The 22143-nt window shown below is 61.5% G+C and carries 21 protein-coding genes and 1 pseudogene; 12 read left to right on the forward strand and 10 right to left on the reverse strand.

Annotated features, from left to right (window positions below; all coding sequences use genetic code 11):
• The first annotated feature begins 7 nt into the window (after positions 1-7).
• Together DXT77_RS06825 and dmeF are read left to right on the forward strand one after the other, a co-directional pair.
• Positions 8-283: a metal/formaldehyde-sensitive transcriptional repressor gene (locus tag DXT77_RS06825; RefSeq protein WP_065258432.1), complete on the forward strand. Its 276-nt coding sequence runs from the start codon at positions 8-10 to the stop codon at positions 281-283.
• Between the two features lie 11 nt (positions 284-294).
• Complete coding sequence (dmeF, locus tag DXT77_RS06830) at positions 295-1221, forward strand: CDF family Co(II)/Ni(II) efflux transporter DmeF (protein WP_119427132.1); 927 nt, start codon at positions 295-297, stop codon at positions 1219-1221.
• Here the strand turns inward: dmeF and DXT77_RS06835 are convergent.
• Positions 1218-2318 (reverse strand): cytochrome P450, encoded by a 1101-nt coding sequence (locus DXT77_RS06835; RefSeq protein ID WP_119427105.1) that lies wholly within the window; start codon positions 2316-2318, stop codon positions 1218-1220. The two genes, dmeF and DXT77_RS06835, sit on opposite strands and share 4 nt — an antisense overlap.
• Before the next feature lie 79 nt (positions 2319-2397).
• Between DXT77_RS06835 and DXT77_RS06840 the strand changes: the two genes are divergently transcribed.
• The 3 genes and pseudogenes from DXT77_RS06840 to DXT77_RS06850 all read left to right on the forward strand — a co-directional run.
• Positions 2398-3156 carry a helix-turn-helix transcriptional regulator gene (locus tag DXT77_RS06840; protein WP_119427106.1) on the forward strand — a complete coding sequence of 253 codons (759 nt, stop codon included), beginning with the start codon at positions 2398-2400 and terminating at the stop codon, positions 3154-3156.
• An 85-nt stretch (positions 3157-3241) separates the two neighbouring features.
• Positions 3242-4462 carry a putative DNA modification/repair radical SAM protein gene (locus DXT77_RS06845; RefSeq protein ID WP_085711534.1) on the forward strand — a complete coding sequence of 407 codons (1221 nt, stop codon included), beginning with the start codon at positions 3242-3244 and terminating at the stop codon, positions 4460-4462.
• Positions 4459-5277, forward strand: a pseudogene (locus DXT77_RS06850) (TIGR03915 family putative DNA repair protein); the annotation flags it as partial. The gene DXT77_RS06845 and the pseudogene DXT77_RS06850, both read left to right, overlap by 4 nt.
• 23 nt (positions 5278-5300) lie before the next feature.
• On the opposite strand, the gene DXT77_RS06855 reads toward DXT77_RS06850, so the two are convergent.
• Entirely contained in the window at positions 5301-5909 is a 609-nt protein-coding gene (locus DXT77_RS06855; RefSeq protein ID WP_119427107.1) for a LysE family translocator, read from the reverse strand.
• Positions 5910-6014: 105 nt separating this feature from the next.
• Here DXT77_RS06855 and DXT77_RS06860 point away from each other — a divergent pair, with 105 nt between their 5' ends.
• Positions 6015-6893: a LysR substrate-binding domain-containing protein gene (locus DXT77_RS06860; RefSeq protein ID WP_119427108.1), complete on the forward strand. Its 879-nt coding sequence runs from the start codon at positions 6015-6017 to the stop codon at positions 6891-6893.
• 52 nt (positions 6894-6945) lie between these two features.
• Here DXT77_RS06860 and DXT77_RS06865 read toward each other — a convergent pair whose 3' ends face one another.
• From DXT77_RS06865 to DXT77_RS06885, 5 genes are all read right to left on the reverse strand, one after another.
• Complete coding sequence (locus DXT77_RS06865; RefSeq protein ID WP_085711531.1) at positions 6946-7965, reverse strand: branched-chain amino acid aminotransferase; 1020 nt, start codon at positions 7963-7965, stop codon at positions 6946-6948.
• A 165-nt stretch (positions 7966-8130) separates the two neighbouring features.
• Positions 8131-9504 carry a dihydrolipoyl dehydrogenase gene (gene lpdA / locus DXT77_RS06870; RefSeq protein WP_119427109.1) on the reverse strand — a complete coding sequence of 458 codons (1374 nt, stop codon included), beginning with the start codon at positions 9502-9504 and terminating at the stop codon, positions 8131-8133.
• Positions 9505-9508: 4 nt separating this feature from the next.
• Positions 9509-10780 carry a dihydrolipoamide acetyltransferase family protein gene (locus DXT77_RS06875; RefSeq protein WP_119427110.1) on the reverse strand — a complete coding sequence of 424 codons (1272 nt, stop codon included), beginning with the start codon at positions 10778-10780 and terminating at the stop codon, positions 9509-9511.
• The gene (locus tag DXT77_RS06880) at positions 10781-11839 is read right to left on the reverse strand and encodes an alpha-ketoacid dehydrogenase subunit beta (RefSeq protein ID WP_085711528.1); all 1059 of its coding nucleotides are present in this window, start codon (positions 11837-11839) and stop codon (positions 10781-10783) included.
• A gap of 1 nt (position 11840) precedes the next feature.
• Positions 11841-13076 carry a 3-methyl-2-oxobutanoate dehydrogenase (2-methylpropanoyl-transferring) subunit alpha gene (locus DXT77_RS06885; protein WP_114883893.1) on the reverse strand — a complete coding sequence of 412 codons (1236 nt, stop codon included), beginning with the start codon at positions 13074-13076 and terminating at the stop codon, positions 11841-11843.
• A 185-nt stretch (positions 13077-13261) separates the two neighbouring features.
• On the opposite strand from DXT77_RS06885, the gene bkdR reads away from it, so the two are divergent.
• The gene (bkdR, locus tag DXT77_RS06890) at positions 13262-13750 is read left to right on the forward strand and encodes a Bkd operon transcriptional regulator BkdR (RefSeq protein WP_007915088.1); all 489 of its coding nucleotides are present in this window, start codon (positions 13262-13264) and stop codon (positions 13748-13750) included.
• A 12-nt stretch (positions 13751-13762) separates the two neighbouring features.
• Here bkdR and DXT77_RS06895 read toward each other — a convergent pair whose 3' ends face one another.
• On the reverse strand, positions 13763-14608 hold the full coding sequence (locus DXT77_RS06895; RefSeq protein WP_119427111.1) for a tyrosinase family protein: 846 nt from the start codon (positions 14606-14608) through the stop codon (positions 13763-13765).
• Between the two features lie 127 nt (positions 14609-14735).
• Positions 14736-15599, reverse strand: a complete 864-nt coding sequence (locus DXT77_RS06900; protein ID WP_119427112.1) for an MBL fold metallo-hydrolase — start codon at positions 15597-15599, stop codon at positions 14736-14738.
• Positions 15600-15698: 99 nt separating this feature from the next.
• On the opposite strand from DXT77_RS06900, the gene DXT77_RS06905 reads away from it, so the two are divergent.
• The 3 genes from DXT77_RS06905 to DXT77_RS06915 are packed head-to-tail and all read left to right on the forward strand — an operon-like array spanning position 15699 to position 18130.
• Positions 15699-16037 carry a helix-turn-helix transcriptional regulator gene (locus DXT77_RS06905; protein WP_007952897.1) on the forward strand — a complete coding sequence of 113 codons (339 nt, stop codon included), beginning with the start codon at positions 15699-15701 and terminating at the stop codon, positions 16035-16037.
• A 38-nt stretch (positions 16038-16075) separates the two neighbouring features.
• Entirely contained in the window at positions 16076-17320 is a 1245-nt protein-coding gene (locus DXT77_RS06910) for an FAD/NAD(P)-binding oxidoreductase (protein WP_119427113.1), read from the forward strand.
• 9 nt (positions 17321-17329) lie between these two features.
• Positions 17330-18130, forward strand: coding sequence for a sulfite exporter TauE/SafE family protein (locus tag DXT77_RS06915; RefSeq protein WP_119427114.1), 801 nt, complete (start codon positions 17330-17332; stop codon positions 18128-18130).
• 45 nt (positions 18131-18175) lie between these two features.
• On the opposite strand, the gene DXT77_RS06920 is transcribed toward DXT77_RS06915, so the two are convergent.
• The gene (locus DXT77_RS06920) at positions 18176-19126 is read right to left on the reverse strand and encodes a polysaccharide deacetylase family protein (RefSeq protein ID WP_119427115.1); all 951 of its coding nucleotides are present in this window, start codon (positions 19124-19126) and stop codon (positions 18176-18178) included.
• Positions 19127-19322: 196 nt separating this feature from the next.
• Between DXT77_RS06920 and DXT77_RS06925 the strand changes: the two genes are divergently transcribed.
• Positions 19323-20978, forward strand: a complete 1656-nt coding sequence (locus tag DXT77_RS06925) for an MFS transporter (RefSeq protein WP_085711522.1) — start codon at positions 19323-19325, stop codon at positions 20976-20978.
• Positions 20975-22117, forward strand: coding sequence for an HlyD family secretion protein (locus DXT77_RS06930; protein ID WP_119427116.1), 1143 nt, complete (start codon positions 20975-20977; stop codon positions 22115-22117). The genes DXT77_RS06925 and DXT77_RS06930 overlap by 4 nt, the downstream gene beginning before the upstream one ends.
• The last annotated feature ends 26 nt before the right edge of the window (positions 22118-22143 follow it).

Genomic DNA, 22143 nt, shown 5'->3' on the forward strand with positions numbered 1-22143 from the left:
TATAGGTATGTCGCACACGCACGAACACAAAGGCGAGTTGCTCAATCGGGTCCGGCGCATTGCCGGGCAGGTTCAGGCGGTTGAACGAGCACTGGAGTCCGAAGCCGATTGTGCCAAAACGTTGCACCTGATGGCGGCGATTCGCGGCGCGGTCAACGGTTTGATGGAGCAGTTCATCGAGGCCCACGCCCGCGAGCATGTCGCCCATCCCGACCTCAGCGATGAAGCCCGCGCCCAGGGCGTGGAAGAGTTGCTGCAAGCCATCCGCCGTTATTCCAAGTGAGCACCGACACCATGAATCTGACGACTCGCTCTGACGACTTTTCCCACGATCACCAGTTCCTTGGCGCGTCCCACGACGACAATGCCCGCCGCACCTTGTGGGTGGTGGCGCTGACGTTCGTGATGATGATCGGCGAAATTGCCGCCGGTTACCTCACCGGTTCCATGGCGCTGCTGGCCGACGGTTTCCACATGGCGACCCACGCCGGCGCCCTCGGCATCGCGGCGGCGGCCTATGGTTTTGCCCGGCGTAACGCCAACAACCGCCGTTACAGTTTCGGCACCGGCAAGGTGGGTGATCTGGCGGGTTTCGCCTCGGCCATGGTGCTGGGGCTGGTGTCGCTGGGCATTGCCGGGGAATCGGTTTTCCGTCTGTTCGAGCCCACCAGCGTGGCGTTCGGCGAGGCCACCCTGATTGCCGTGGTCGGCCTGGGCGTCAACCTGCTCAGCGCTTTTCTGCTGGCAGGCCATCACGGTCATCATGACCACGGCCATAGCCACGATCATGGTCATCACCACCATCACGACAACAACCTGCGTTCAGCCTACGTGCACGTACTCGCCGATGCGTTGACCTCGGTGCTGGCGATTGCCGCGCTGCTGGCCGGTCGTTATCTGGGCTGGGTGTGGATGGACCCGGTGATGGGCATCGTCGGTTCCATCGTCATCGCCAAATGGGCCTGGAACCTGATGCGCGACAGTGCCGCCGTGCTGCTCGACACCACCGATGAACCGGTTGCCGAGGAGATTCGTGAACTGCTGGAAACCTCCGACGACGTGCGCATCAGCGACCTGCACGTGTGGCAGGTCGGCCCACAGGCGCGGGCGGCGATTGTCAGTGTGGTGGCGGCTGCTGGCGTGACTGCCGAAGCGATTCGCGAGCGGCTGGCACCGGTGCATGAGTTGTCGCACCTGACCATCGAATTGCGCAGCGCCTAAGCCCGTACTTCGCTGAACAGCGGAATGCGTCCGTTCAGCGAAGGGCGGTAGTGCCAGGTGAACCGGCCCAGGTCGATGTCACGGGCGAGGATTTCACCGACGGTGGCGCTGGCAATGGTCAGCGCCAACCTTTGCCCAGGGCATTGGTGACGACCGCTGCCGAACGTGAAGCTGCGGCGGTTGGGGCGATCCGGCAGAAACTGATCCGGGTTTTCATTCAGTGCCGGGTCGCGGTTGGCCGAGGCGAGCAACACCAGAATCACGTCACCTGCTTCAAGTCGGACGCCGTCGATTTCGCAGGTGTTCGCGACAAAACGTCGGGTGTTCTGCACCGACGGATCGAAGCGTTGGACTTCTGCCAACAGCGAATCGACCGACACGTTGTGTAATTCCGGCTGACGCTGCAACGCCACCAGCGCATTGCCGATCAGGCCGGCGGTGGCTTCAAAGGTCTGCGAGCAAAGGCCGATGAGGTTGGCGATCAGCACGTCCTCTTCGCCTGAATAGCGTTGTTGAATGTCGGCGAGAAACGGGTTCGGATCTGCCAGTAATTCAATGAAGTAACCGTGCAATTGCTCCGCCGCCCGATGGGCTGCCGCCAGTTGCAGGTCATTGCTTAGCGGTGAAAGGCACGCTGCAAAATCGGCGGTCAGCTCACTGATCGTCCGCGCTTGTGTCGGGGAGAATCCGAGCAGCGCCGCAACCACACACACCGGGCCGCGAAACATTGCCTTATATAAGCCGTCGGCATCGTCAGTCACCAGCCGAGCGGCAACCAGTGCCCGGACATCGTCGTCATTGATCAACCCCAGCGGCGGCTCAATGGCCAAACGCGGGCAGCGCTGAGCTTCGCCATCATTCATGCGCATCAACTGGCCGAACACCTTGCCCGCCATGCCATCGACGATGGCTTTGGGTACCGGCTCCTGCACCGGACGCACCCGGCAATCCGGATGCGCCAGCACCGCGCAAACCGCCCGGGCGCTGCTGGCCACCCACAGTTTCAGCCCATGATGAAAGGTCAGCCCGCCCGCCGCGCGCAGTTCGGCGTAGTAAGGATAGGGATCGGCGTGAGTCGCAGCGATGATCGGGTCCATGGATCGCAACCTTGTCGGTGGGGAAAGTGTTGCTACTATCTCCAGTCCTTGAAGGCGATGATTCGTCCGGGAGCGAAATATGCACGCAGAACATCAAGACATCGGCGTCTCGCAAGTGGCCGCCGCCATCGCGGAACCGGCGCGAACCAAAATGCTGTGCTCACTGATGGACGGCCACGCCCGCACCGCCACGGAGCTGGCGACCCTCGCCGACGTCAGCGCCTCCACCGCCAGCGCACACCTGGCCAAACTCAAGGACCTGGCGCTGGTGCGCCTGCATGTGCAGGGCCGCCACCGTTATTACAGCCTCGCCGACAAACGCGTGGCCCAGGCACTGGAAGCGCTGATGGTGATCGGCCAGAACCCCGCACCGACCTTCAAACCGCACACGCCGGATCGCCTGCAATTTGCCCGCACCTGCTATGACCACATGGCCGGGACGCTGGCGGTGCTGCTACATGACCGGTTGCTGGAGGGCGGTTGGCTGGTCGAAACCGATGAACAGGCGTATCGCCTCAGTGAAAGCGGCGAGGCGTTTTTTGAAGGGTTAGGTATCGAGGTCAGGGATCTGTCGACCTTGCGCCGACGCTTTGCCTGCCCGTGTCTGGACTGGAGCATGCGCCGGCCACATCTGGGTGGATCGCTCGGGGCGGCGTTGTTGCAGACCGCGTTGAAGCGCAAGTGGGTGACGCAGGATCTGGATAGTCGGGCGCTGACGTTGACGGCGGTGGGGCGCAAGGAGCTGACAGCGCGATTCGGGGTGAAATGGCCCGATGCGATGCAGCCTGCCTCGGTGCGTAAATCCATGACCATCTCAGCTGACAGCCGACTGCTATAAGTCTGACTGACGAAGGGTCGTTTTACGACTTGTCGGCCGTGGACGGACTCTATACTGTATATGCGAACAGTATAAGGTCCGTGCCATGCAACTCATCGACAAGCTCAGCATCCTCGCCGACGCCGCCAAGTACGACGCCTCCTGCGCCAGCAGTGGCGCGCCCAAGCGTAGCTCCGAGGGCAAGAGCGGACTGGGTTCCACCGATGGCATGGGTATCTGCCACAGCTATACGCCGGACGGGCGTTGTGTGTCTCTGCTCAAGGTTCTGCTGACCAATTTCTGTCTCTATGACTGCCAATACTGCGTCAACCGCCGTTCCAGCGATGTGCCCCGTGCGCGTTTCACGCCCGAGGAAGTGGTGACGCTGACCCTGGACTTTTATCGGCGCAATTGCGTCAGCGGGTTGTTCCTCAGCTCGGGGATCATTCGTTCGGCGGACTACACCATGGAGCAACTGGTGCGTGTTGCGAAGCTGTTGCGTGAAGAACATGAATTCCGGGGCTATATCCACCTCAAGACCATTCCCGAAGCCGATCCTGCGCTGATCGAAGAGGCCGGGCGTTATGCCGACCGCTTGAGCGTCAACATCGAATTGCCCACCGATGCCAGTTTGCAGACGCTGGCGCCGGAGAAGCAGATCGGCTCGATCAAGCAGGCGATGAACACCATCTACACCGGTGTGCAGACCGTGCTCAACGAGCCCCGCGCCCCGAAGTTCGCCCCGGCCGGGCAGAGCACGCAGATGATCGTCGGTGCCGATGACACCGACGACAGCACCATCCTCCACAGTGCCCAGGCCTTGTACGGCAACTTCCGTTTGCGCCGGGTCTATTACTCGGCGTTCAGCCCGATTCCCGACAGCCCGAAAAGCGTACCACTGGCCGCGCCGCCGCTGATGCGTGAGCACCGCTTGTATCAGGCTGATTTTCTATTGCGCGGTTATGGCTATACCGCTGGTGAATTGCTTCAGGGGCCGGGCAATCTGGCGCTGGATATCGACCCGAAACTGGCCTGGGCGCTGCAGAATCGCGAGGTGTTTCCGCTGGACCTCAATCGCGCCGAGCCGGCGCTGATCTCACGCATTCCCGGCATCGGCCTGCGCACCACCGAGCGTCTGGTGGAGCTGCGTCGGCAGCGGCGTATTCGCTACGAAGACGTGGCCCGCATGCGTTGTGTGCTGGCCAAAGCCAAGCCATTCATCATCACCAGCGACTATCACCCGCAGCAGGCGGAAGTCACCAGCCAGATGCTCTATCAACAGTTGCGCGACCGGCCGATGCCGCAGCAGATGGGGTTGTGGGGATGATCAATCTCGATTGCGACGACCTGTTCGACACCTGGCGCCAACAGGCACGCTGGCTGCTCAGCCATGAAATCGATCCGAGTCTGGTGAGCTGGGCATCGGAAGGGGTGAGTGATCTGTTTGCCAGTGATGTATCGGTGCCCGAAGGGCAGGGACCTTTTCAGGCGCGTATTCCGCGTGCATTGCTCGACACCCTGGAACAAGCGTCGCGCTACCGTGGCGATCAGCGCTGGAGTCTGCTTTACGAAGTGCTCTGGCGCGTCAGCCACGGCGATCGCACGGCAATGATGGCAGGCGACAAACTCGGCAGCGAGTTGCAGCGGCGGATCAAGCAGGTGCAACGCGAAGCTCATCATCTGCACGCGTTCGTGCGTTTCATCGAGCGTCCGGCAGGGCTGCCGGGCCCGCAATACGTCGCGTGGCACGAACCGGCCCACGACATCCTGCACAGCGCTAGCGAACACTTCATCGGCCGCATGGGCCGCCATCGCTGGCTGATCGCCACGCCACGGGACGGGGTTTATTACGATGGCGAACAGTTGACCCATCAGCGCCAGTGTCCGCTGGAATGGCAGCGACTGGCGCAGAACGTCGACGATCCGCATGGTGAGCTGTGGCTGGCGTACTACAGCCACATCTTCAACCCGGCACGGTTGAACGAGAAGGTCATGCAGGGGCACTTGCCCATGCGTTTCTGGAAAAATCTGCCGGAGGGGGAATTGATCCCCGGATTGATTACCCAGGCGCGAACGGGCAAGCAGCAGAACGGGCAGGCCGGCGGCATCGCCGGGCGTGGCGGAAAGCGCATTGCCTTGAAACAGGTGGAGCATTCGCCGTCCGATCAGCGAGTCGCCGAAGCCATCAACAGTCCAAAACCGGCAAAGGTCACCCCCGAGACTTTCGCTGTCAGCCAGGACCCTTTCGGGCTCGACAGCCAGCCTTTGGCGGCATTGGCGAGCAGCGCATAACTGCCGTGCACCAGAATCACCAGTACGGCATATGAGGCCACCAGTTTAAAGAACTGCGGAAGGAAAGCCTGTGTGGTGTCGATGAACTGCGGGAACACTGCCAGAAAAAAGAAGATGGCTTTGGGATTGAGAAACTGCAGGGACGCGGCTTCCAGAAAACGGTAGCTCGGGCGCGAGGGGCGGACGTGTTGCAGGGTGCGGAAACGATCCGAACGCCAGCTCTTGAAACCCAGGTACAACAGGTAAGCGGCGCCGGCGTATTTCAGCACGGTAAAAGCCGTCGCCGAGGCGCTGAGGATCAGGCCGACACTGGTTGCACTGACGGCGGCAACCACAAAGGCTCCCGAGGCAATCCCCAGAATCCCGGGCACTGCGCCGGTCCAGCCCAGGCGCACGGCGTTGGACAGGGTCAGCACCACGCCCGGGCCGGGGCTCAAAATGGTCAGGGTGGCGAAGAGTACAAAGAGTCCGTAGCTGTGCATGTCTGGTTCCGTCGGGGCGCGGGTTGGGCGTGCGGGCAGATTGGCGTGGCGACGAACGTGTGACAAACGCTTTAAATGCAGCGCATACGTGACTAAATTAGACCCATGAACAAATCACTCCCGCCGCTCAATGCGGTTCGTGCCTTTGCGGTCGCCGCCTGTCATCAGAGTTTCACGCTGGCGGCCGAAGAGCTGCACGTGAGCCACAGTGCCGTCAGCCGGCACATCAAATTGCTGGAAGAACATCTTGGTGTGTTGCTGTTCGAAAGGCGCATCCGGCAATCGCTGCTGACGCCCGCCGGCCAGCGTTTTTATCAGCAGGTCAGCGCCGGTCTGGCGCAGATCGCCGACGCGGCTGCCGAGTTGCGGCAGCAGGCAGCACGGCCGACTGTGACCATCAACACCCGGCCGTCCTTTGCCCAGTTGTGGCTGATGCCCCGGCTGGATGACTTCACGGCGAAACATCCGGACATCGAACCGCAGGTGATCACCCAGACCCGCTCTCCGGATCCTGCGCGAGACAGCTTCGACATCGTCATCCGCCGTGGCCGCGACGACTGGGCTCCGACCATCGAATCGCACGCGCTGTTTGAAGATGAGTTGTTGATGGTGGCGGCGCCCGAGCTGATCGAGCGAATTCCCTTGGCGGACCTTGCCGATCTGGGCCGGCATACGTTGCTGACTGTCAGGGCCCGACGCGAAGACTGGCACCACTGGGCGCTGCGTTTCGGCCAGAGTCAAAGCCCAAGCCAGGAGATTCGTCAGTTCGATTACATGCATCGAGTCATGGAGGCCGCCGTGGCGGGTGAGGGCGTCGCGTTGTGCCCGACTACGTTGCTGGGCACGCATCTGTCGAGCGGTCGACTGGTCTGCCCGTTGCCTGACTTGCGGATGCCGTTGCCACGCTATTACTACGGCGTTGCACCGCAGGCCTGCGCAGCAGCCCAGGTATTTCTGACATGGCTGCAAAAACAGACCCCATGAAAAAGCCCCCATCGATCACTCGATGGGGGCTTTTGTGCATCTGGGCGTCAGATCAAACCTTGACGATCCAGCCGGCTGGCGCTTCGACGTCGCCGGTCTGTACGCCGGTCAGCTCTTTGTAGAGCTTCTGGGTCACAGGGCCGACTTCGGTTTCGCTGTGGAACACGTGCAGGTGGTCGTTGTAGCTGATGCCGCCGATCGGGGTGATCACCGCAGCGGTACCGCAGGCGCCGGCTTCCTTGAAGTCCGACAGCTTGTCGATGAACACGTCGCCTTCGACCACTTCCAGGCCCAGACGGGATTTGGCCAGTTCGATCAGCGACAGACGGGTGATACCAGGCAGTACCGATGGCGAGTTCGGGGTCACGAACTTGTTGTCGTGGGTGATCCCGAAGAAGTTGGCCGAACCGACTTCCTCGATCTTCTTGTGGGTCAGCGGATCCAGGTAGATGGCGTCAGCGAAGTGCGCTTTCTTGGCCTGGGAACCCGGCATCAGGCTGGCGGCATAGTTGCCACCGACCTTGGCGGCACCGGTGCCTTGTGGCGCGGCGCGGTCGAAGCTGGAGATCTGGAAGTTGTGCGGGGTCAGGCCGCCCTTGAAGTAGGCGCCGACCGGGATCGCGAACACCGAGAAGATGAACTCCGGGGCGGTACGCACGCCGATGTTGTCACCCACGCCGATCACGAACGGACGCAGGTACAGCGCGCCGCCGGTGCCGTAAGGCGGGATGAAGCGCTCGTTGGCGCGAACCACTTCCTTGCACGCTTCGATGAATTGCTCGGTGGACACATGCGGCATCAGCAGGCGGGCGCAGCTGCGCTGCATGCGCGCGGCGTTCTGGTCCGGACGGAACAGGTTGATCGAGCCGTCCTTGCAACGATAGGCCTTCAGGCCTTCGAAGCATTGCTGGCCATAGTGAAGGGCAGTGGAGCCTTCGCTGATGTGCAGCACGTTGTCTTCGGTCAGGGTGCCTTTGTCCCACTCGCCGTTGCGAAAGTACGACAGATAGCGTTTATCGGTCTTGATGTAGTCAAAACCCAGCTTGTCCCAGTTGATGCTTTCGTTACCCATGACACCCTCTATCACTGAACAACCGCCGAAGCGGTTCAAGGCTTCTGACGTTTTTTTGGATGGGCACAACAATACTTCATTCTTGAGCGGTTTCGCAGCCCGGGCGATGGGGGGAGCAGCAAATTTATTAGCCTGCTTATGAAAAAACTCCCCCGTGTCCGGGTTTTACAGGTGCAACGCATGCCCAAGGGCACGCAACGCCGCTTCCTGCACCGCTTCACCCAGGGTCGGGTGCGCGTGGATGGTGCCGCCTATGTCTTCCAGTCGCGCGCCCATTTCCAGGCTTTGCGCAAACGCGGTCGACAGCTCCGAGACCCCGACACCCACTGCCTGCCAACCGACAATCACATGATTGTCCCGACGGGCGACCACACGCACGAAGCCGGTTTTCGATTCCAGGGTCATCGCCCGGCCATTGGCGGCGAACGGGAAGTTCGACACGATGCAGTCCAGTCCCGCCGCCTTGGCTTCATCCGGCGTCTTGCCGACGACCACCAGTTCCGGGTCGGTAAAGCACACGGCAGCGATGGCGGTCGGGTTGAATTCGCGGGTCTTGCCGCTGATCAGCTCGGCAACCATCTCGCCCTGGGCCATGGCGCGGTGCGCCAGCATCGGCTCGCCGCTCAGGTCGCCGATGGCGTAGACGTTGCGCATGCTGGTCTGGCAGCGGCTGTCGATCTTGATCGCCGAGCCGTTCATGTCCAGGTTCAGCGCTTCGAGGTTCCAGCCCTGGGTGTTGGGCTTGCGACCGACGGCCACCAACACCTGATCGGTTTCCAGGTTCAGGGTGTCGCCGTTCGGATCGCGCACCTGCAACGTGCCGTCGAACCCCAGCACGCTGTGCTTCAGGTACAGCTTCACGCCCAGTTGCTTCAGCGCTTCGTGCACCGGTTGGGTCAGCTCGGCGTCGTAGGCCGGCAGGATGCGATCCTGCGCCTCGACCACACTGACCTCGGCGCCGAGCTTGCGATAGGCAATGCCCAGCTCCAGACCGATGTAACCACCGCCGACCACGATCAGTCGTTTCGGAACCGACTTCGGCGCCAGCGCCTCAGTGGACGAAATGATCGGCCCGCCAATCGGCAGGATCGGCAGATTGACGCTTTTCGACCCGGTGGCGAGCACCAGGTGTTCGCACTGGATGCGGGTGTCGCCGACTTCAACGGTCTTGCCGTCGATGACCTTGGCCCAGCCGTTGATGACCTGAACCTTGTGTTTCTTCAGCAATGCGGCGACGCCGGTAGTCAGGCGATCGACGATGCCGTCCTTCCACTCGACGCTTTTGCTGATGTCGAGGGTCGGCGCGGAAACGCTGATGCCCAGTGCCGAATGCTGGTTGTGATGTTGAGTCTGGTGAAACTGCTCGGCCACATGGATCAGCGCTTTCGACGGAATGCAGCCGATGTTCAGGCAGGTGCCGCCCAGCGATTCGCCCTCGACCAGAATGGTCGAAATGCCCAGTTGTCCGGCACGAATGGCCGTCACGTAACCGCCGGGGCCGCCGCCGATGATCAGCAGCGTGGTGTTCAGAGATTGCATGCCATCACTCCACAAACAGGGTCGCGGGTTGTTCGAGCAGACCACGAATGGCCTGGATGAAGAGCGCCGCGTCCATGCCGTCGACCACGCGGTGATCGAAGGAGCTGGAGAGGTTCATCATCTTGCGGATCACCACCTGGCCTTTGACGACCATCGGGCGTTCGACGATTTTGTTCACGCCGACGATGGCCACTTCCGGCAGGTTCAGCACCGGGGTGCTGACGATGCCGCCAAGGGCGCCGAGGCTGGTCAGGGTGATGGTCGAGCCGGACAGCTCATCGCGGCTGGCCTTGCCATTGCGGGCGGCGGTGGCAAGGCGGGAGATTTCCGCCGCGCTGTCCCAGAGGCTGCGCGCTTCGGCGTGACGCACCACCGGCACCATCAGGCCGACGTCGCTTTGGGTGGCGACACCGACATGCACCGCGCCGAGGCGGGTGATGACCTGAGCTTCGTCGTCGTAACGGGCGTTCATTTGCGGGAAGTCGCGCAGGGCGACGACCAGTGCACGCACCAGGAACGGCAGCAAGGTCAGCTTGCCACGGCTGGCACCGTGTTTTTCGTTCAGGTGGGCACGCAGTTCTTCAATCGCGGTGACGTCGATTTCCTCGACATAACTGAAGTGCGCGGCACGCTGAGTAGCGTCCTGCATGCGCTGGGCAATCTTGCGGCGCATGCCGATAACCTGAATCTGTTCTTCATCGTTACGCTGGGCGTAAGCGGCGGCTGTCGGCGCCGAAGCGTTCGACTGACCTTGCGCCAGATAGGCGTCGAGGTCTTCGTGCAATACGCGACCGGCCGGGCCGGAACCGCGCACCAAACGCAATTGAATGCCCAGATCCAGCGCGTGTTTGCGCACGGCCGGCGAGGCCAGCGGACGCTCATCGGCTTCACGGGCAACCATCGGGCCTTGGCAAACCGGAGCCGTACGTGGCGCGGCGGGTTTGCTTTCAACGACCGCTTCAACTTTCGGTGCGACAGGTGCTTCTTTTGCCGCAACAGGCGCCGGTTTGTCGGACTCTTTCAGATTGCCCGCACCTTCGACCTCGATGCTGATCAGCACACTGCCGACCGCCATCACTTCGCCCGGCTGACCGCCGAGCGCAATCACCTTGCCGTGTACTGGCGACGGAATATCGACCATCGCCTTGTCGGTCATCACATCCGCCAGCACCTGATCTTCAACGACCAGATCGCCGACCTTGACGTGCCACTGCGACAGTTCTACTTCTGCGATGCCTTCGCCGATGTCCGGCATCTTGATAACGTGCGTGCCCATTCAGACCTCCATGACCCGTTTCAGCGCCGCGCCCACACGGGACGGCCCAGGGAAATACGCCCACTCCTGCGCGTGCGGGTAGGGGGTGTCCCAACCGGTGACGCGTTCGATCGGCGCTTCCAGGTGGTGGAAGCAATGCTCTTGCACCAGCGACACCAGTTCGGCGCCGAAACCGCAGGTGCGGGTGGCTTCGTGAACCACAACGCAGCGGCCGGTTTTCTTCACGGATTTGACGATGGTTTCGAGGTCCAGCGGCCACAGGCTGCGCAGGTCGATGACTTCAGCATCAACACCGGATTCTTCGGCGGCGACTTGCGACACGTACACGGTGGTGCCGTAGGTCAGTACGGTGACGTCCTTGCCCGGACGGGCGATGGCGGCGACGTCCAGCGGCACGGTGTAGTAGCCGTCAGGCACCTGCGCGGCCGGGTGTTTCGACCACGGGGTTACCGGACGTTCGTGATGGCCGTCGAACGGGCCGTTGTACAGGCGTTTCGGCTCCAGGAAGATCACCGGGTCATCGTTTTCGATGGAGGCGATCAGCAGGCCCTTGGCGTCATACGGGTTGGACGGCATGACGGTGCGCAGGCCGCATACCTGGGTGAACAGGGCTTCGATACTCTGGCTGTGGGTCTGGCCACCGTAGATGCCGCCGCCGCAAGGCATGCGCAGGGTCATCGGCGCGGTGAATTCGCCGGCCGAGCGATAACGCAGGCGCGCCGCCTCGGAAATGATCTGGTCGTAGGCCGGGTACACGTAGTCGGCGAACTGGATTTCCACCACCGGGCGCAGACCGTAGGCACCCATGCCCACGGCGGTGCCGACGATGCCGCTCTCGGAGATCGGTGCGTCGAACACCCGCGAGGTGCCGTACTTGGCCTGCAGGCCTTCGGTGCAACGGAACACGCCGCCGAAGTAGCCGACGTCCTGCCCGAACACCACCACATTGTCATCACGCTCAAGCATCACATCCATGGCCGAGCGCAGGGCCTGGATCATGGTCATGGTGGTCGTGGTCATGGCGGTTTCCAACTGAATATTGTTGTTGTGGTCGTTCATGTCAGATCCCCAACTGCTGACGCTGGCGCTTCAAGTGCTCCGGCATCTCTTTGTAGACGTCTTCGAACATGGTCGCGGCGCTTGGAATCTGGCCGCCGGCAAGGGTGCCGTACTGTTCGGCCTGTTTCTGTGCGGCGATCACTTCGGCTTCGAGCTCGGCGCTGACGGCGGCGTGCTCTTCTTCCGACCAGTGGCCGACCTTGATCAGGTGCTGTTTCAGGCGGGCGATCGGGTCGCCCAGCGGGAAGTGGCTCCAGTCATCGGCAGGGCGGTATTTGGACGGATCGTCGGAGGTCGAGTGCGGGCCGGCACGGTAGGTGACCCATTCGATCATGGTCGGGCCGAGGCCGCGGCGGGCGCGTTCGGCGGCCCAGGCAGAAGCGGCGTAGACCGCGTAGAAGTCGTTGCCGTCCACGCGCAGGGAAGCGATGCCGCAACCGACGCCGCGTCCGGCGAAGGTGGTGGCTTCACCACCGGCGATGGCCTGGAAGGTCGAGATCGCCCACTGGTTGTTGACCACGTTGAGGATCACCGGCGCACGGTAGACGTGGGCGAAGGTGAGGGCGGTGTGGAAGTCCGATTCGGCGGTGGCGCCGTCACCGATCCAGGCCGAGGCGATTTTGGTGTCGCCTTTGATCGCCGAGGCCATGCCCCAGCCCACGCCCTGGATGAACTGGGTGGCCAGGTTGCCGGAAATGGTGAAGAAACCGGCATCCTTGACCGAGTACATGATCGGCAGCTGGCGTCCCTTGAGCGGATCGCGCTCGTTGGACAGCAGTTGGCAGATCAGGTCGACCAGCGGTACGTCGCGGGCCATCAGGATGCTTTGCTGGCGGTAGGTCGGAAAGCACATATCGTCGGTGTTCAAGGCCAGGGCCTGGGCACTGCCGATGGCTTCTTCGCCGAGGCTCTGCATGTAGAACGACATTTTTTTCTGACGCTGGGCAACAACCATGCGGTTGTCGTAGATCCGGGTCTTGAGCATGGCGCGCATGCCTTTGCGCAGGATCTCGACCGGCACGTTTTCGGCCCATGGGCCGAGAGCGTTGCCCTGGTCGTCGAGCACGCGGATCAGGCCACGGGCCAGGTCGGCAGTGTCGGCGGGTTCAACGTCAATGGAAGGTTTGCGCACCGTGCCGGCATCGGTCAGATGCAGGTAGGAGAAGTCGGTTTTGCAGCCTGGGCGGCCCGAAGGTTCAGGGACGTGCAGACGCAGCGGTTCATACGCTTGGGTCATGGCTTCTACGCTCGATCTTGTGAATTTCTTGTAGTGAGCTGGCAGTCATTCTTCGATAAAAGAAATCTTGTCCTACAACAATCATAGGCCCGGGCAAGAAGAATATTTCTCTCTGTTTCGTTGCGCTGGAGATCATTTGCAGATAGAAAATCTGCATAAACATAAAAAACAGGTGGTTTTGTCTCATGCGCAAACTGGACCGTACCGACATCGGCATTCTCAACAGCCTTCAGGAGAATGCGCGCATCACCAACGCCGACCTGGCCCGTTCGGTCAATCTGTCACCGACACCGTGCTTCAACCGGGTCAAGGCGATGGAAGAACTGGGGCTGATCCGCGAGCAGGTAACCCTGCTCGATGCCGACCTGCTCGGGCTGCACGTGAACGTGTTCATTCACGTGAGCCTGGAAAAACAGGTAGAGGAAGCTTTGCAGCATTTCGAAGAAGCGATTTCCGACCGCCCGGAAGTCATGGAGTGCTACCTGATGGCCGGCGACCCGGACTATCTGATCCGGGTGCTGGTGCCGACCATTCAGTCCCTTGAACGCTTCATGATGGACTTTCTGACCAAAGTGCCGGGCGTTGCCAACATCCGTTCAAGCTTTGCGCTCAAGCAGGTGCGCTATAAAACGGCGCTGCCGTTGCCGGCGAACGGTTTGACATTGGGAAACTGAAACCGGTGCAGTTCACAGGTATTCATACCGATAACCGAGTTCTTCCGTAAAAAGTGCCTGCTGAACGGTAAAGCTCTGGGGCCACGGCGCGAGTTCGTTATCCGGGTGAAAGACCAGTGTCGATTCACTCAGTTCGACAAACGGGAGGGACTGGATATTGGGGTGTTGCCGTTTCCAGCGCTCCCACAGCAGGTCCAGATGGCAATGGTGCAGAAAGAACAGCGGGTCGTTGGGGGAAGAGGCCTCCATCATGTTGCCGCCAATCCATGCGTGCACTGGATTGTGCAATTCGTTCTCTGAAATGTTTTCCCAGCCACCCGGTTCCAACCAGTAGGGTGTTCTGTTCAGGGCCGAGATGATGGCTTCCTGAGTCGGCAAGGCACCAGCGGCCCCCAGATCGCGACGCAAGGCAGCGCTACCGGTTCCTTCGTCCCATACAGACACGATGAATGCCGACTGGTTATTGGAAAAAGGGCCGGTCGTTACCTGTTGGTTCTGGGTATTGTCGCCATTACCGCCCATGAAGTTCGAGGTGAACGGGTTATCGGTTCCGCTGATTTGCCAGTTCCAGTAGGGCAAGGTGATCCGAGGATCATCGACGGCGGCCTGCAGAGCCAGCTCGAACTGGCGGATCAGTACACGGTGCCAGGGATAAAACAGGGGACTCTGGTGCGGGTTGGGGGCGAGCGGATTACCGCGCCCCATCGAATTCTTGTGTATCTGGACAAAGTCATCGTAGCGGCTCTGCAGACCGGGGCGCAGCACACTGTTGACGTTGTTTTTCAGCCTCAGAACCGCTTCGACAAAGGCGGATTTCTGTTGCGGCGACATATCTCGGTGGTTTCGGCGAATATCCATATTGCACAGACTCCATTGATTGATTGCCCAATGAAGTCTGCCTGCTGGCCGAGATTACGCCCAGTTCATGGCATCCGACGCGACAGGTACGAAATCCGTTATTCCCGGTTCCTTGACTGAATTTTTCCTACACGGAGTTGATGGGGATCTTCAGGTAGACAACGCCATTTCCTTCCGCAGGCGGCAAATTCCCCGCTCGCACATTCACTTGAATCGCCGGCAATAACAGCGTCGGCATACCCAGCCCGGCATCACGTTTGGTGCGCATCTCGACAAACGCGGCTTCGTCGATGCCGTCATGCACATGGATATTGCTTTTACGCTGTTCGCCCACGGTGGTCTGGCACTGTGAGGCGCGACCTTGCGGCGGGTAGTCGTGGCAGACGTAGAGTTTCACGCTGGCGGGAAAGGCCAGCAGTTTGTGGATCGAGTTGAACAGTTGATGCGCGTTACCGCCGGGGAAATCGCAGCGGGCGGTGCCCACGTCGGGCATGAACAGCGTGTCGCCGACCAGGATCTGCTCGCCGTCGATCAGGTAGGCCATGTCCGCTGGTGTGTGGCCGGGAACGTGCAGGGCGGTCGCCTTGAGGTTGCCGATCCTGAACAACTCGTTCGGTGCGAACAGGTGATCGAACTGCGAGCCGTCGACACGAAATTCCGGCTCGAGGTTGAACAGCGCCTTGAACACGTTCTGCACTTTGCTGATCGATTCGCCGATGGCGATCTTGCCGCCCAGCTCGCGGCGCAGGTAGGGCGCGGCGGACAGGTGATCGGCGTGGGCGTGGGTTTCCAGCAGCCACTGCACTTGCAGACGGTGGGCGTGCACGAAGGCAATGATTTTGTCTGCCTGGGCCGTACAGGTGCGGCCGGCGGCGCCGTCGTAATCGAGCACCGGATCGACGATTGCGCACTGTCCGCCATCGGCCTCGTAGACCACGTAGCTGTAGGTCGAGGAGGCGGGGTCGAGGAAAGCTTCAATCAGCGCGGGCATGGACAGGGTCCTGTGCAGGAAGGTGGAAAGTCAGGGTTGCAACACTTTATGTAAACACATAATGTCCGCAGCTTAAGTGACGTTGAAGGGATCCTGCAAATGCAATCCAGTCTGACCGAATGTGAAGTCGCCCAACTGCGGGCCTCGGCCTCCAAGGCCTGTTCGCTGCTCAAGGCCCTGGCCAATGAGGACCGGCTGCTGATCCTGTGCCAGTTGACCCAGGGCGAACGCAACGTCGGCGAGCTGGAGAAAATGACCGGCGTGCGCCAGCCGACTCTGTCCCAGCAATTGGGCATCCTGCGCGATGAAGGGCTGGTCGCGACCCGACGTGAAGGCAAGTACATTTTTTACGGACTCGCCAGTCATGAAGTCATCCAGGTGATGAAAACCCTGTCCGGACTCTACTGCGGAGCCGTGCTCAAAAGCTGGGCGCAATAGACCCGGCTATCCTTGCGTGCAGCAATAAGGAACAAGCAATGAACGATCAACACTGGGGCCCATCCATCAGTGCAGACATCGTGGTCATCGGCGGCGGCACCGCCGGCATCGGTTTTGTCGCCAGTCTGCTCAAGCGTGATCCGCACCTGAACATCACGGTGATCGAACCGAGTGCCCAGCATTACTACCAACCGGCGTGGACGCTGGTCGGCGGTGGTGCCTACGACGCCAAAGACACCGCCCGACCGATGAACAAGGTGATGCCGCGTCAGGCCACCTGGATTCAAGCGGCAGTGACGGCCATCGATCCCGACCAGCGCCGTCTCACCCTCAATGATCAGCGTACCGTCAGCTACCAGAACCTGATTGTCTGCCCCGGCCTGCGTCTGGCCTGGGAGAAAATCGAAGGCTTGCAGGAAAACCTCGGCCAGCACGGCGTGACGTCCAACTACAGCTATCAGCACGCGCAATACACCTGGGATCAGGTGCAGAAACTGCGCGGCGGCAAGGCGCTGTTCACCCAGCCGGCAATGCCGATCAAATGCGCCGGCGCGCCGCAAAAGGCGCTGTACCTGTCCTGCGATCACTGGCTCAAGCAAGGCGTATTGAACAAGGTCGAGGTTGAATTCAACCTGGCCGGCGCGGCGCTGTTCGGCGTGGCGACGTTCGTGCCACCGCTGATGAAGTACATCGAAAAATACAACGCCCGCCTGGCGTTCAACGCCAATCTGGTGAAGGTCGACGGCCCGGCGAAAACCGCCTGGTTCGAGGTCAAGGACGCCGACGGAAACGTCACTCAGGTGGCCAAGACCTTCGATCTGCTGCACGTCGTCCCGCCACAGGTTTCCCCGGACTTCATCGCAAAAAGTCCGCTGGCCGACGCCGCCGGCTGGTGCGAAGTCAACCCGCACAGCCTGCAACATCCTCGTTATCCCGAGGTATTCGCACTCGGCGATATCTGCAACACCACCAACGCGAAAACCGCTGCCGCCGTGCGCAAGCAGGTCGTGGTGGTCGCCGAGAACCTGCTGGCCCAGCGCAAGTCTCTGGCGTTGCCGTTGAAGTACGACGGCTATGGCTCCTGCCCGCTGACGGTGGAGAAGGGCAAGGTGATCCTCGCCGAGTTCGGCTATGGCGGCAAGTTGCTGCCGACCTTTCCCCTCGACCCGACCGTGCCACGGCGTTCCGCGTGGTGGCTGAAGGCGTCCCTGCTGCCGTGGTTCTATTGGAACGGCATGCTCAAGGGCCGCGAGTGGCTGACGAGTCTGTCCAAAGTCGACTGAGAACTCCCTATGTTGCTGGCAAGTCTGTTTGGCGTGGTGATGGGATTGATCCTCGGGCTGACCGGGGCCGGTGGCGGGATTCTCGCGGTGCCGGCGCTGGTGCTCGGGCTGGGCTGGACGATGACGCAAGCGGCGCCGGTGGCGTTGTTCGCCGTGGGCAGTGCGGCGGCGGTCGGGGCCATCGACGGTTTGCGTCATGGACTGGTTCGCTACCGCGCGGCGCTGTTGATCGCCGCGCTCGGGGCGGTGTTTTCACCGCTGGGCATCTACTTCGCGCACCAGTTGCCGGAGAAGGTCCTGATGATCCTCTTCAGCCTCCTGATGGTCATGGTGGCCTGGCGCATGCTGCGTCGCGAACGCCAGCAAGAGGGGCCAAGCGATCATGGCCACGCCAGTTGGGGTCAGAAGAACTGCATGCTCAATGAACAGACCGGCCGGTTCGACTGGACCGCCAAATGCACCGCAACCCTCGCGGCGTTGGGCGCGGTCACCGGTGTGGTGTCGGGGTTGCTGGGCGTCGGCGGCGGGTTCCTGATCGTGCCGGCCTTCAAGCAACTGACCGATGTGCAGATGCGCGGCATCGTCGCCACGTCGCTGATGGTGATCAGCCTGATTTCCGCCATCGGCGTGATCGGTGCGTTCCATGCCGGGGTGCGGATCGATCATCCGGGCGCGGCGTTTATCGTGGCCAGCATTGTCGGCATGATCATTGGCCGCAAACTTTGCGCACGAGTACCGGCGAGGACATTGCAGGTGGGATTCGCCAGTGTGTGCCTGGTGGTTGCGGTTTATATGCTGCTGCGGGCGTGAGCCGTTAAACAGAGAAAAATCGCAGCCTTGGCTGCGATTTTTTTGTCACTGGTTGTACGCCGCCTCGGTGTTGTCGATCAGCGGGTTTTTCTCGGTCAGCACCACCTGGGCAATCTGATCCTTGCGCATGAATGTCACCTTCGGATGTGACTGCGCATAGCGGATAAAGCGCTCCATCGCCTCGACCATCGCCGGCGTGCCGCCGATGCGGTCGTGCAGACTCACCGACATCATCCGCCGCTTGTTCGCGCCTTCGGCGTAGAGGCGATCGAACTCCAGCACCAGTTGTTGGTAGAACTGTTCGGCGGAGAAATGCCGGCCTTCGATCAGCACAATGTCGTTGTTGCGCAGGGTGTAGGGCACCACGGCGAATTTACGCCCACGAACCATGGTCACGAAGGGCTCGTCGCGGCTGACATCGTCGATGTGATAGGTGAAGTTCAGGTCCTGCAGCACCTTCAGCGTATTGGGGCTGCGCCGCAGCCAGTTGGCGTTGTAGCCCACCGAGCGCTGGCCGGTGATTTTCTCTACCGCCGCGACGCCGTCACCGATGAACTGTTTTTCCTGGGCGTAGTTCATGTTGTACGAGTCGGCCCAGCGCATACCGTGGGCCGCCAGCTCATGGCCGCGCTCGGCAATCGCCCTGGCCAGTTCCGGGTGCTTGAGCGCCGCCTCGCCGACCACGTGGGAGGTGACCTTGATGCCGGTACGATCCCACAGATCGAGCATGCGCCACAGACCTTCCTTGTAGCCGTAATCGAACCAGGTCTGCGCCGGCAGGTCCGGATAACCTTTGGGCAGCGGTGTGCCGGAGAACGGACTTTCTGCGCCTTCGGGCTGGCCACCGGTTTCGAATTGCATCGACACCGAAATCACCAGTTGCGAGCCATCCGGCCAGGGCCGTTCCTGAGCGAAGGCGAGGGCGGGCAGCAACAGGGTGGCGGCCAGCAGGTTTTTCAGCAGACGCGGGGAGCGTTGCCAGCGGGAAGTGGTCATAACGGGCACCTTGCAGGTTGAGAAGTGCGGCAAGGTTGGCATCCGCTACGCTTGGGAAAAATCCGCTGCGGGCGAGATGACCTTTAAACAAAATTTACGAATCCACCACTGACTTGTGGGAGCAAGCGCCCACAGGGATATGTGTTTGGCTGCCGTTTTGCGGCACACTCAAGCCATCACCGTACAAGGCCTTTCCATGGATCGATACGCCCCGCGCAACTGGCAGCCTCACGAGAAGCCCAGTCTGCCCGGATCCCCCTCGACACCGTTGCACTCCAACCCCAAGCGTCTGGCCTATGCGCTGGTCGGGTTGCTGGTGGCGTTGACCGGTGGATTGGGCAACTCGCTGGTGGTCGCCAACCTGCCTTATCTGCAAGGGGCGCTCGGGGCGACCACGGCGGAGATGGCCTGGCTGCCGGCGGCCTATGTGATGACCAACGTGTCGATGAACCTGCTGCTGGTGAAGTTTCGTCAGCAGTTCGGGTTGCGGGCGTTCACTGAAGTGTTTCTGGTGCTGTATGCGCTGGTTACCTTCGGCCATCTGTTCGTCAACGACCTGAATTCGGCGGTTGCCGTGCGCGCGGCCCACGGCATGGTCGGCGCAGCGCTGAGTTCGCTGGGCCTGTATTACATGGTGCAGGCGTTCCCGGCCAAGTGGCGGATGAAGGCGTTGGTGCTCGGTCTTGGCACTTCGCAACTGGCCTTGCCGCTGGCGCGGCTGTTTTCCGAAGACCTGCTGCAGATCGCCGAATGGCGCGGCTTGTATCTGTTCGAACTGGGCATGGCGCTGTTGTCGCTGGGCTGTGTGTTGATGCTCAAGCTGCCGCCCGGCGACCGTTTCAAGACCTTCGAACCTCTCGATTTCCTGACCTTCGCGATCCTCGCCAGCGGCGTGGCTTTGCTGTGCGCCGTGCTGTCCCTGGGCCGGATCGACTGGTGGCTCGAAGCACAATGGATCGGCATCGCGCTTGCCGCATCGATTGCCCTGATCCTCGCGGGGCTGGCCATCGAGCACAACCGCAGCAATCCGATGCTGATGACCCGCTGGCTCGGCAGCGGGGTGATGATCCGTCTGGCGCTGGCGGTGATCCTGATTCGCATGGTGACCTCGGAGCAATCCACCGGCGCCGTGGGTTTCATGCAGAACCTGAACATGAGCAGTCAGCAGTTGCACAGCCTCTACGTGGTGATGCTGATCGGCAGCGTCGCCGGGCTGCTGACCAGTGCGCTGACCATCGACCCGAAACACCTGCTGATGCCGCTGATCGTCTCGCTGGCGTTGATGGCCACCGGTTCGATCATCGACAGTTCCTCGAACAACCTGACCCGCCCCGAAAATCTGTATTTCAGCCAGTTCCTGCTGGCCTTCGGCAGTACCTTTTTCCTCGGTCCGACCATGGTCCTCGGCACGCGCAACGTGCTGACTAACCCGCGCAATCTGGTGAGCTTTTCCGTGCTGTTCGGGATCTGTAACAACCTCGGCGGCCTGATCGGCGCGGCGTTGCTGGGGACCTTCCAGATCGTGCGTGAGAAGTTTCATTCCAGCCATATCGTCGAGCAACTGGTGCTGTCCGACCCGTTGGTGGCCGCCCGGGTGCAGAGCGGCGGTTCGGCGGTCGGCTCCCTGATCGCTGACCCGAGCCTGCGCAACCTGCAAGGCATTCGCAGCCTGGCCAACGCCGCCACCCGCGAAGCCAACGTACTGGCTTACAACGATGTGTTCATGCTGATCGCGGTGATCGCGATCCTCACCATGATCTGGATTTCCATCCGTGCGCTATGGCTGATCAGCACCACCAAAGCCGTCGCCCCGACACCTTCCGTACCTTCCAGCGGTGCCACTTCTTCATGACTGAACCGACCACCACGACCACCAATGCCATTGCCGCCACCCCTGAAGGTGTGGCGCCGCCGTCATCGCCGAACACCGAGCCGCGCTCGTTGCGGGTGCGGATCATCTCGTCGCTGGGCTTTGCCGCGATTGCCATCGTCGGTGTGCTGATCGTGCTGTATGCGTGGCAGTTGCCGCCGTTCAGCAGTGCGGTTGAGACCACTGAAAACGCCTTGGTGCGGGGGCAGGTGACCATCATCGGCCCGCAGCTCAGTGGTTATGTCTATGAAGTGCCGGTGCAGGATTTTCAGTTCGTGAAGGCCGGGGATCTGCTGGTGCGTCTCGATGACCGGATTTATCAGCAGCGTCTCGATCAGTCGCTGGCGCAACTGGCGGTGCAGAAGGCCTCGTTGGCCAATGTAGTGCAGCAGCGCAACAGCGCCGAGGCGACGATCAAGCTGCGGCAGGCGGTGGTGGCCGACAGCGAGGCGCAGCTGCGCAAAAGCGAGGCGGACCTGCGCCGCAACACGGCGCTGGTCAATGATGGCTCGGTGTCGAAACGCGAGATGGACGTGGCGCTGGCCGCCAACGCGCAAAGCATTGCATCGGTGGCCCAGGCCAAGGCCAATCTGGAAATCGCCCGGCAGGATCTGCAAACGGTGATCGTCAATCGTGGTTCGCTGGAGGCTGCCGTGGCCAGTGCCGAGGCGGCGGTGCAACTGGCGCGGATCGACCTGTCCAACACCCGGATCATTGCCCCGCGTGACGGCCAGCTCGGGCAGATCGGCGTGCGTCTCGGTGCCTACGTCAATTCCGGGGCGCAACTGATGGCGCTGGTGCCGGACCAGAAGTGGGTGATCGCCAACATGAAAGAGACCCAGATGGACAACGTGCGGGTCGGGCAACCGGTGAGCTTCACCGTCGATGCGCTGAACCACCGCAAATTCACCGGCCACGTCCAGCACATCTCGCCCGGCACCGGTTCGGAGTTCGCGTTGTTGCAGGCCGACAACGCCACCGGCAACTTCGTGAAGATCGCCCAGCGGGTGCCGGTGCGTGTGACCATCGATCCGGACCAACAGGAAATCGAACGCTTGCGGCCGGGGATGTCAGTGGTGGTCAGCATCGATACGGCGAAGGGCGATACGCAACCCCACTGATGCCTGCCAATATTTTGTGGGAGCGA

This window comes from Pseudomonas sp. 91RF (assembly GCF_003576265.1).
Lineage (GTDB): Bacteria > Pseudomonadota > Gammaproteobacteria > Pseudomonadales > Pseudomonadaceae > Aquipseudomonas > Aquipseudomonas kribbensis.

Bases quoted from the DNA above. Each gene is read 5' to 3' on its own strand.
- DXT77_RS06905 (WP_007952897.1), top strand. From the start codon at position 15,699: ATGCAATCCAGTCTGACCGAATGTGAAGTCGCCCAACTGCGGGCCTCG.
- DXT77_RS06910 (WP_119427113.1), top strand. From the start codon at position 16,076: ATGAACGATCAACACTGGGGCCCATCCATCAGTGCAGACATCGTGGTC.
- DXT77_RS06920 (WP_119427115.1), bottom strand. From the start codon at position 19,126: ATGACCACTTCCCGCTGGCAACGCTCCCCGCGTCTGCTGAAAAACCTG.
- dmeF (WP_119427132.1), top strand. From the start codon at position 295: ATGAATCTGACGACTCGCTCTGACGACTTTTCCCACGATCACCAGTTC.
- DXT77_RS06825 (WP_065258432.1), top strand. From the start codon at position 8: ATGTCGCACACGCACGAACACAAAGGCGAGTTGCTCAATCGGGTCCGG.
- DXT77_RS06855 (WP_119427107.1), bottom strand. From the start codon at position 5,909: ATGCACAGCTACGGACTCTTTGTACTCTTCGCCACCCTGACCATTTTG.
- bkdR (WP_007915088.1), top strand. From the start codon at position 13,262: ATGCGCAAACTGGACCGTACCGACATCGGCATTCTCAACAGCCTTCAG.
- DXT77_RS06900 (WP_119427112.1), bottom strand. From the start codon at position 15,599: ATGCCCGCGCTGATTGAAGCTTTCCTCGACCCCGCCTCCTCGACCTAC.
- DXT77_RS06915 (WP_119427114.1), top strand. From the start codon at position 17,330: ATGTTGCTGGCAAGTCTGTTTGGCGTGGTGATGGGATTGATCCTCGGG.
- DXT77_RS06925 (WP_085711522.1), top strand. From the start codon at position 19,323: ATGGATCGATACGCCCCGCGCAACTGGCAGCCTCACGAGAAGCCCAGT.
- DXT77_RS06835 (WP_119427105.1), bottom strand. From the start codon at position 2,318: ATGGACCCGATCATCGCTGCGACTCACGCCGATCCCTATCCTTACTAC.
- DXT77_RS06845 (WP_085711534.1), top strand. From the start codon at position 3,242: ATGCAACTCATCGACAAGCTCAGCATCCTCGCCGACGCCGCCAAGTAC.
- DXT77_RS06885 (WP_114883893.1), bottom strand. From the start codon at position 13,076: ATGACCCAAGCGTATGAACCGCTGCGTCTGCACGTCCCTGAACCTTCG.
- lpdA (WP_119427109.1), bottom strand. From the start codon at position 9,504: ATGCAATCTCTGAACACCACGCTGCTGATCATCGGCGGCGGCCCCGGC.
- DXT77_RS06865 (WP_085711531.1), bottom strand. From the start codon at position 7,965: ATGGGTAACGAAAGCATCAACTGGGACAAGCTGGGTTTTGACTACATC.
- DXT77_RS06930 (WP_119427116.1), top strand. From the start codon at position 20,975: ATGACTGAACCGACCACCACGACCACCAATGCCATTGCCGCCACCCCT.
- DXT77_RS06875 (WP_119427110.1), bottom strand. From the start codon at position 10,780: ATGGGCACGCACGTTATCAAGATGCCGGACATCGGCGAAGGCATCGCA.
- DXT77_RS06880 (WP_085711528.1), bottom strand. From the start codon at position 11,839: ATGAACGACCACAACAACAATATTCAGTTGGAAACCGCCATGACCACG.
- DXT77_RS06860 (WP_119427108.1), top strand. From the start codon at position 6,015: ATGAACAAATCACTCCCGCCGCTCAATGCGGTTCGTGCCTTTGCGGTC.
- DXT77_RS06895 (WP_119427111.1), bottom strand. From the start codon at position 14,608: ATGGATATTCGCCGAAACCACCGAGATATGTCGCCGCAACAGAAATCC.
- DXT77_RS06840 (WP_119427106.1), top strand. From the start codon at position 2,398: ATGCACGCAGAACATCAAGACATCGGCGTCTCGCAAGTGGCCGCCGCC.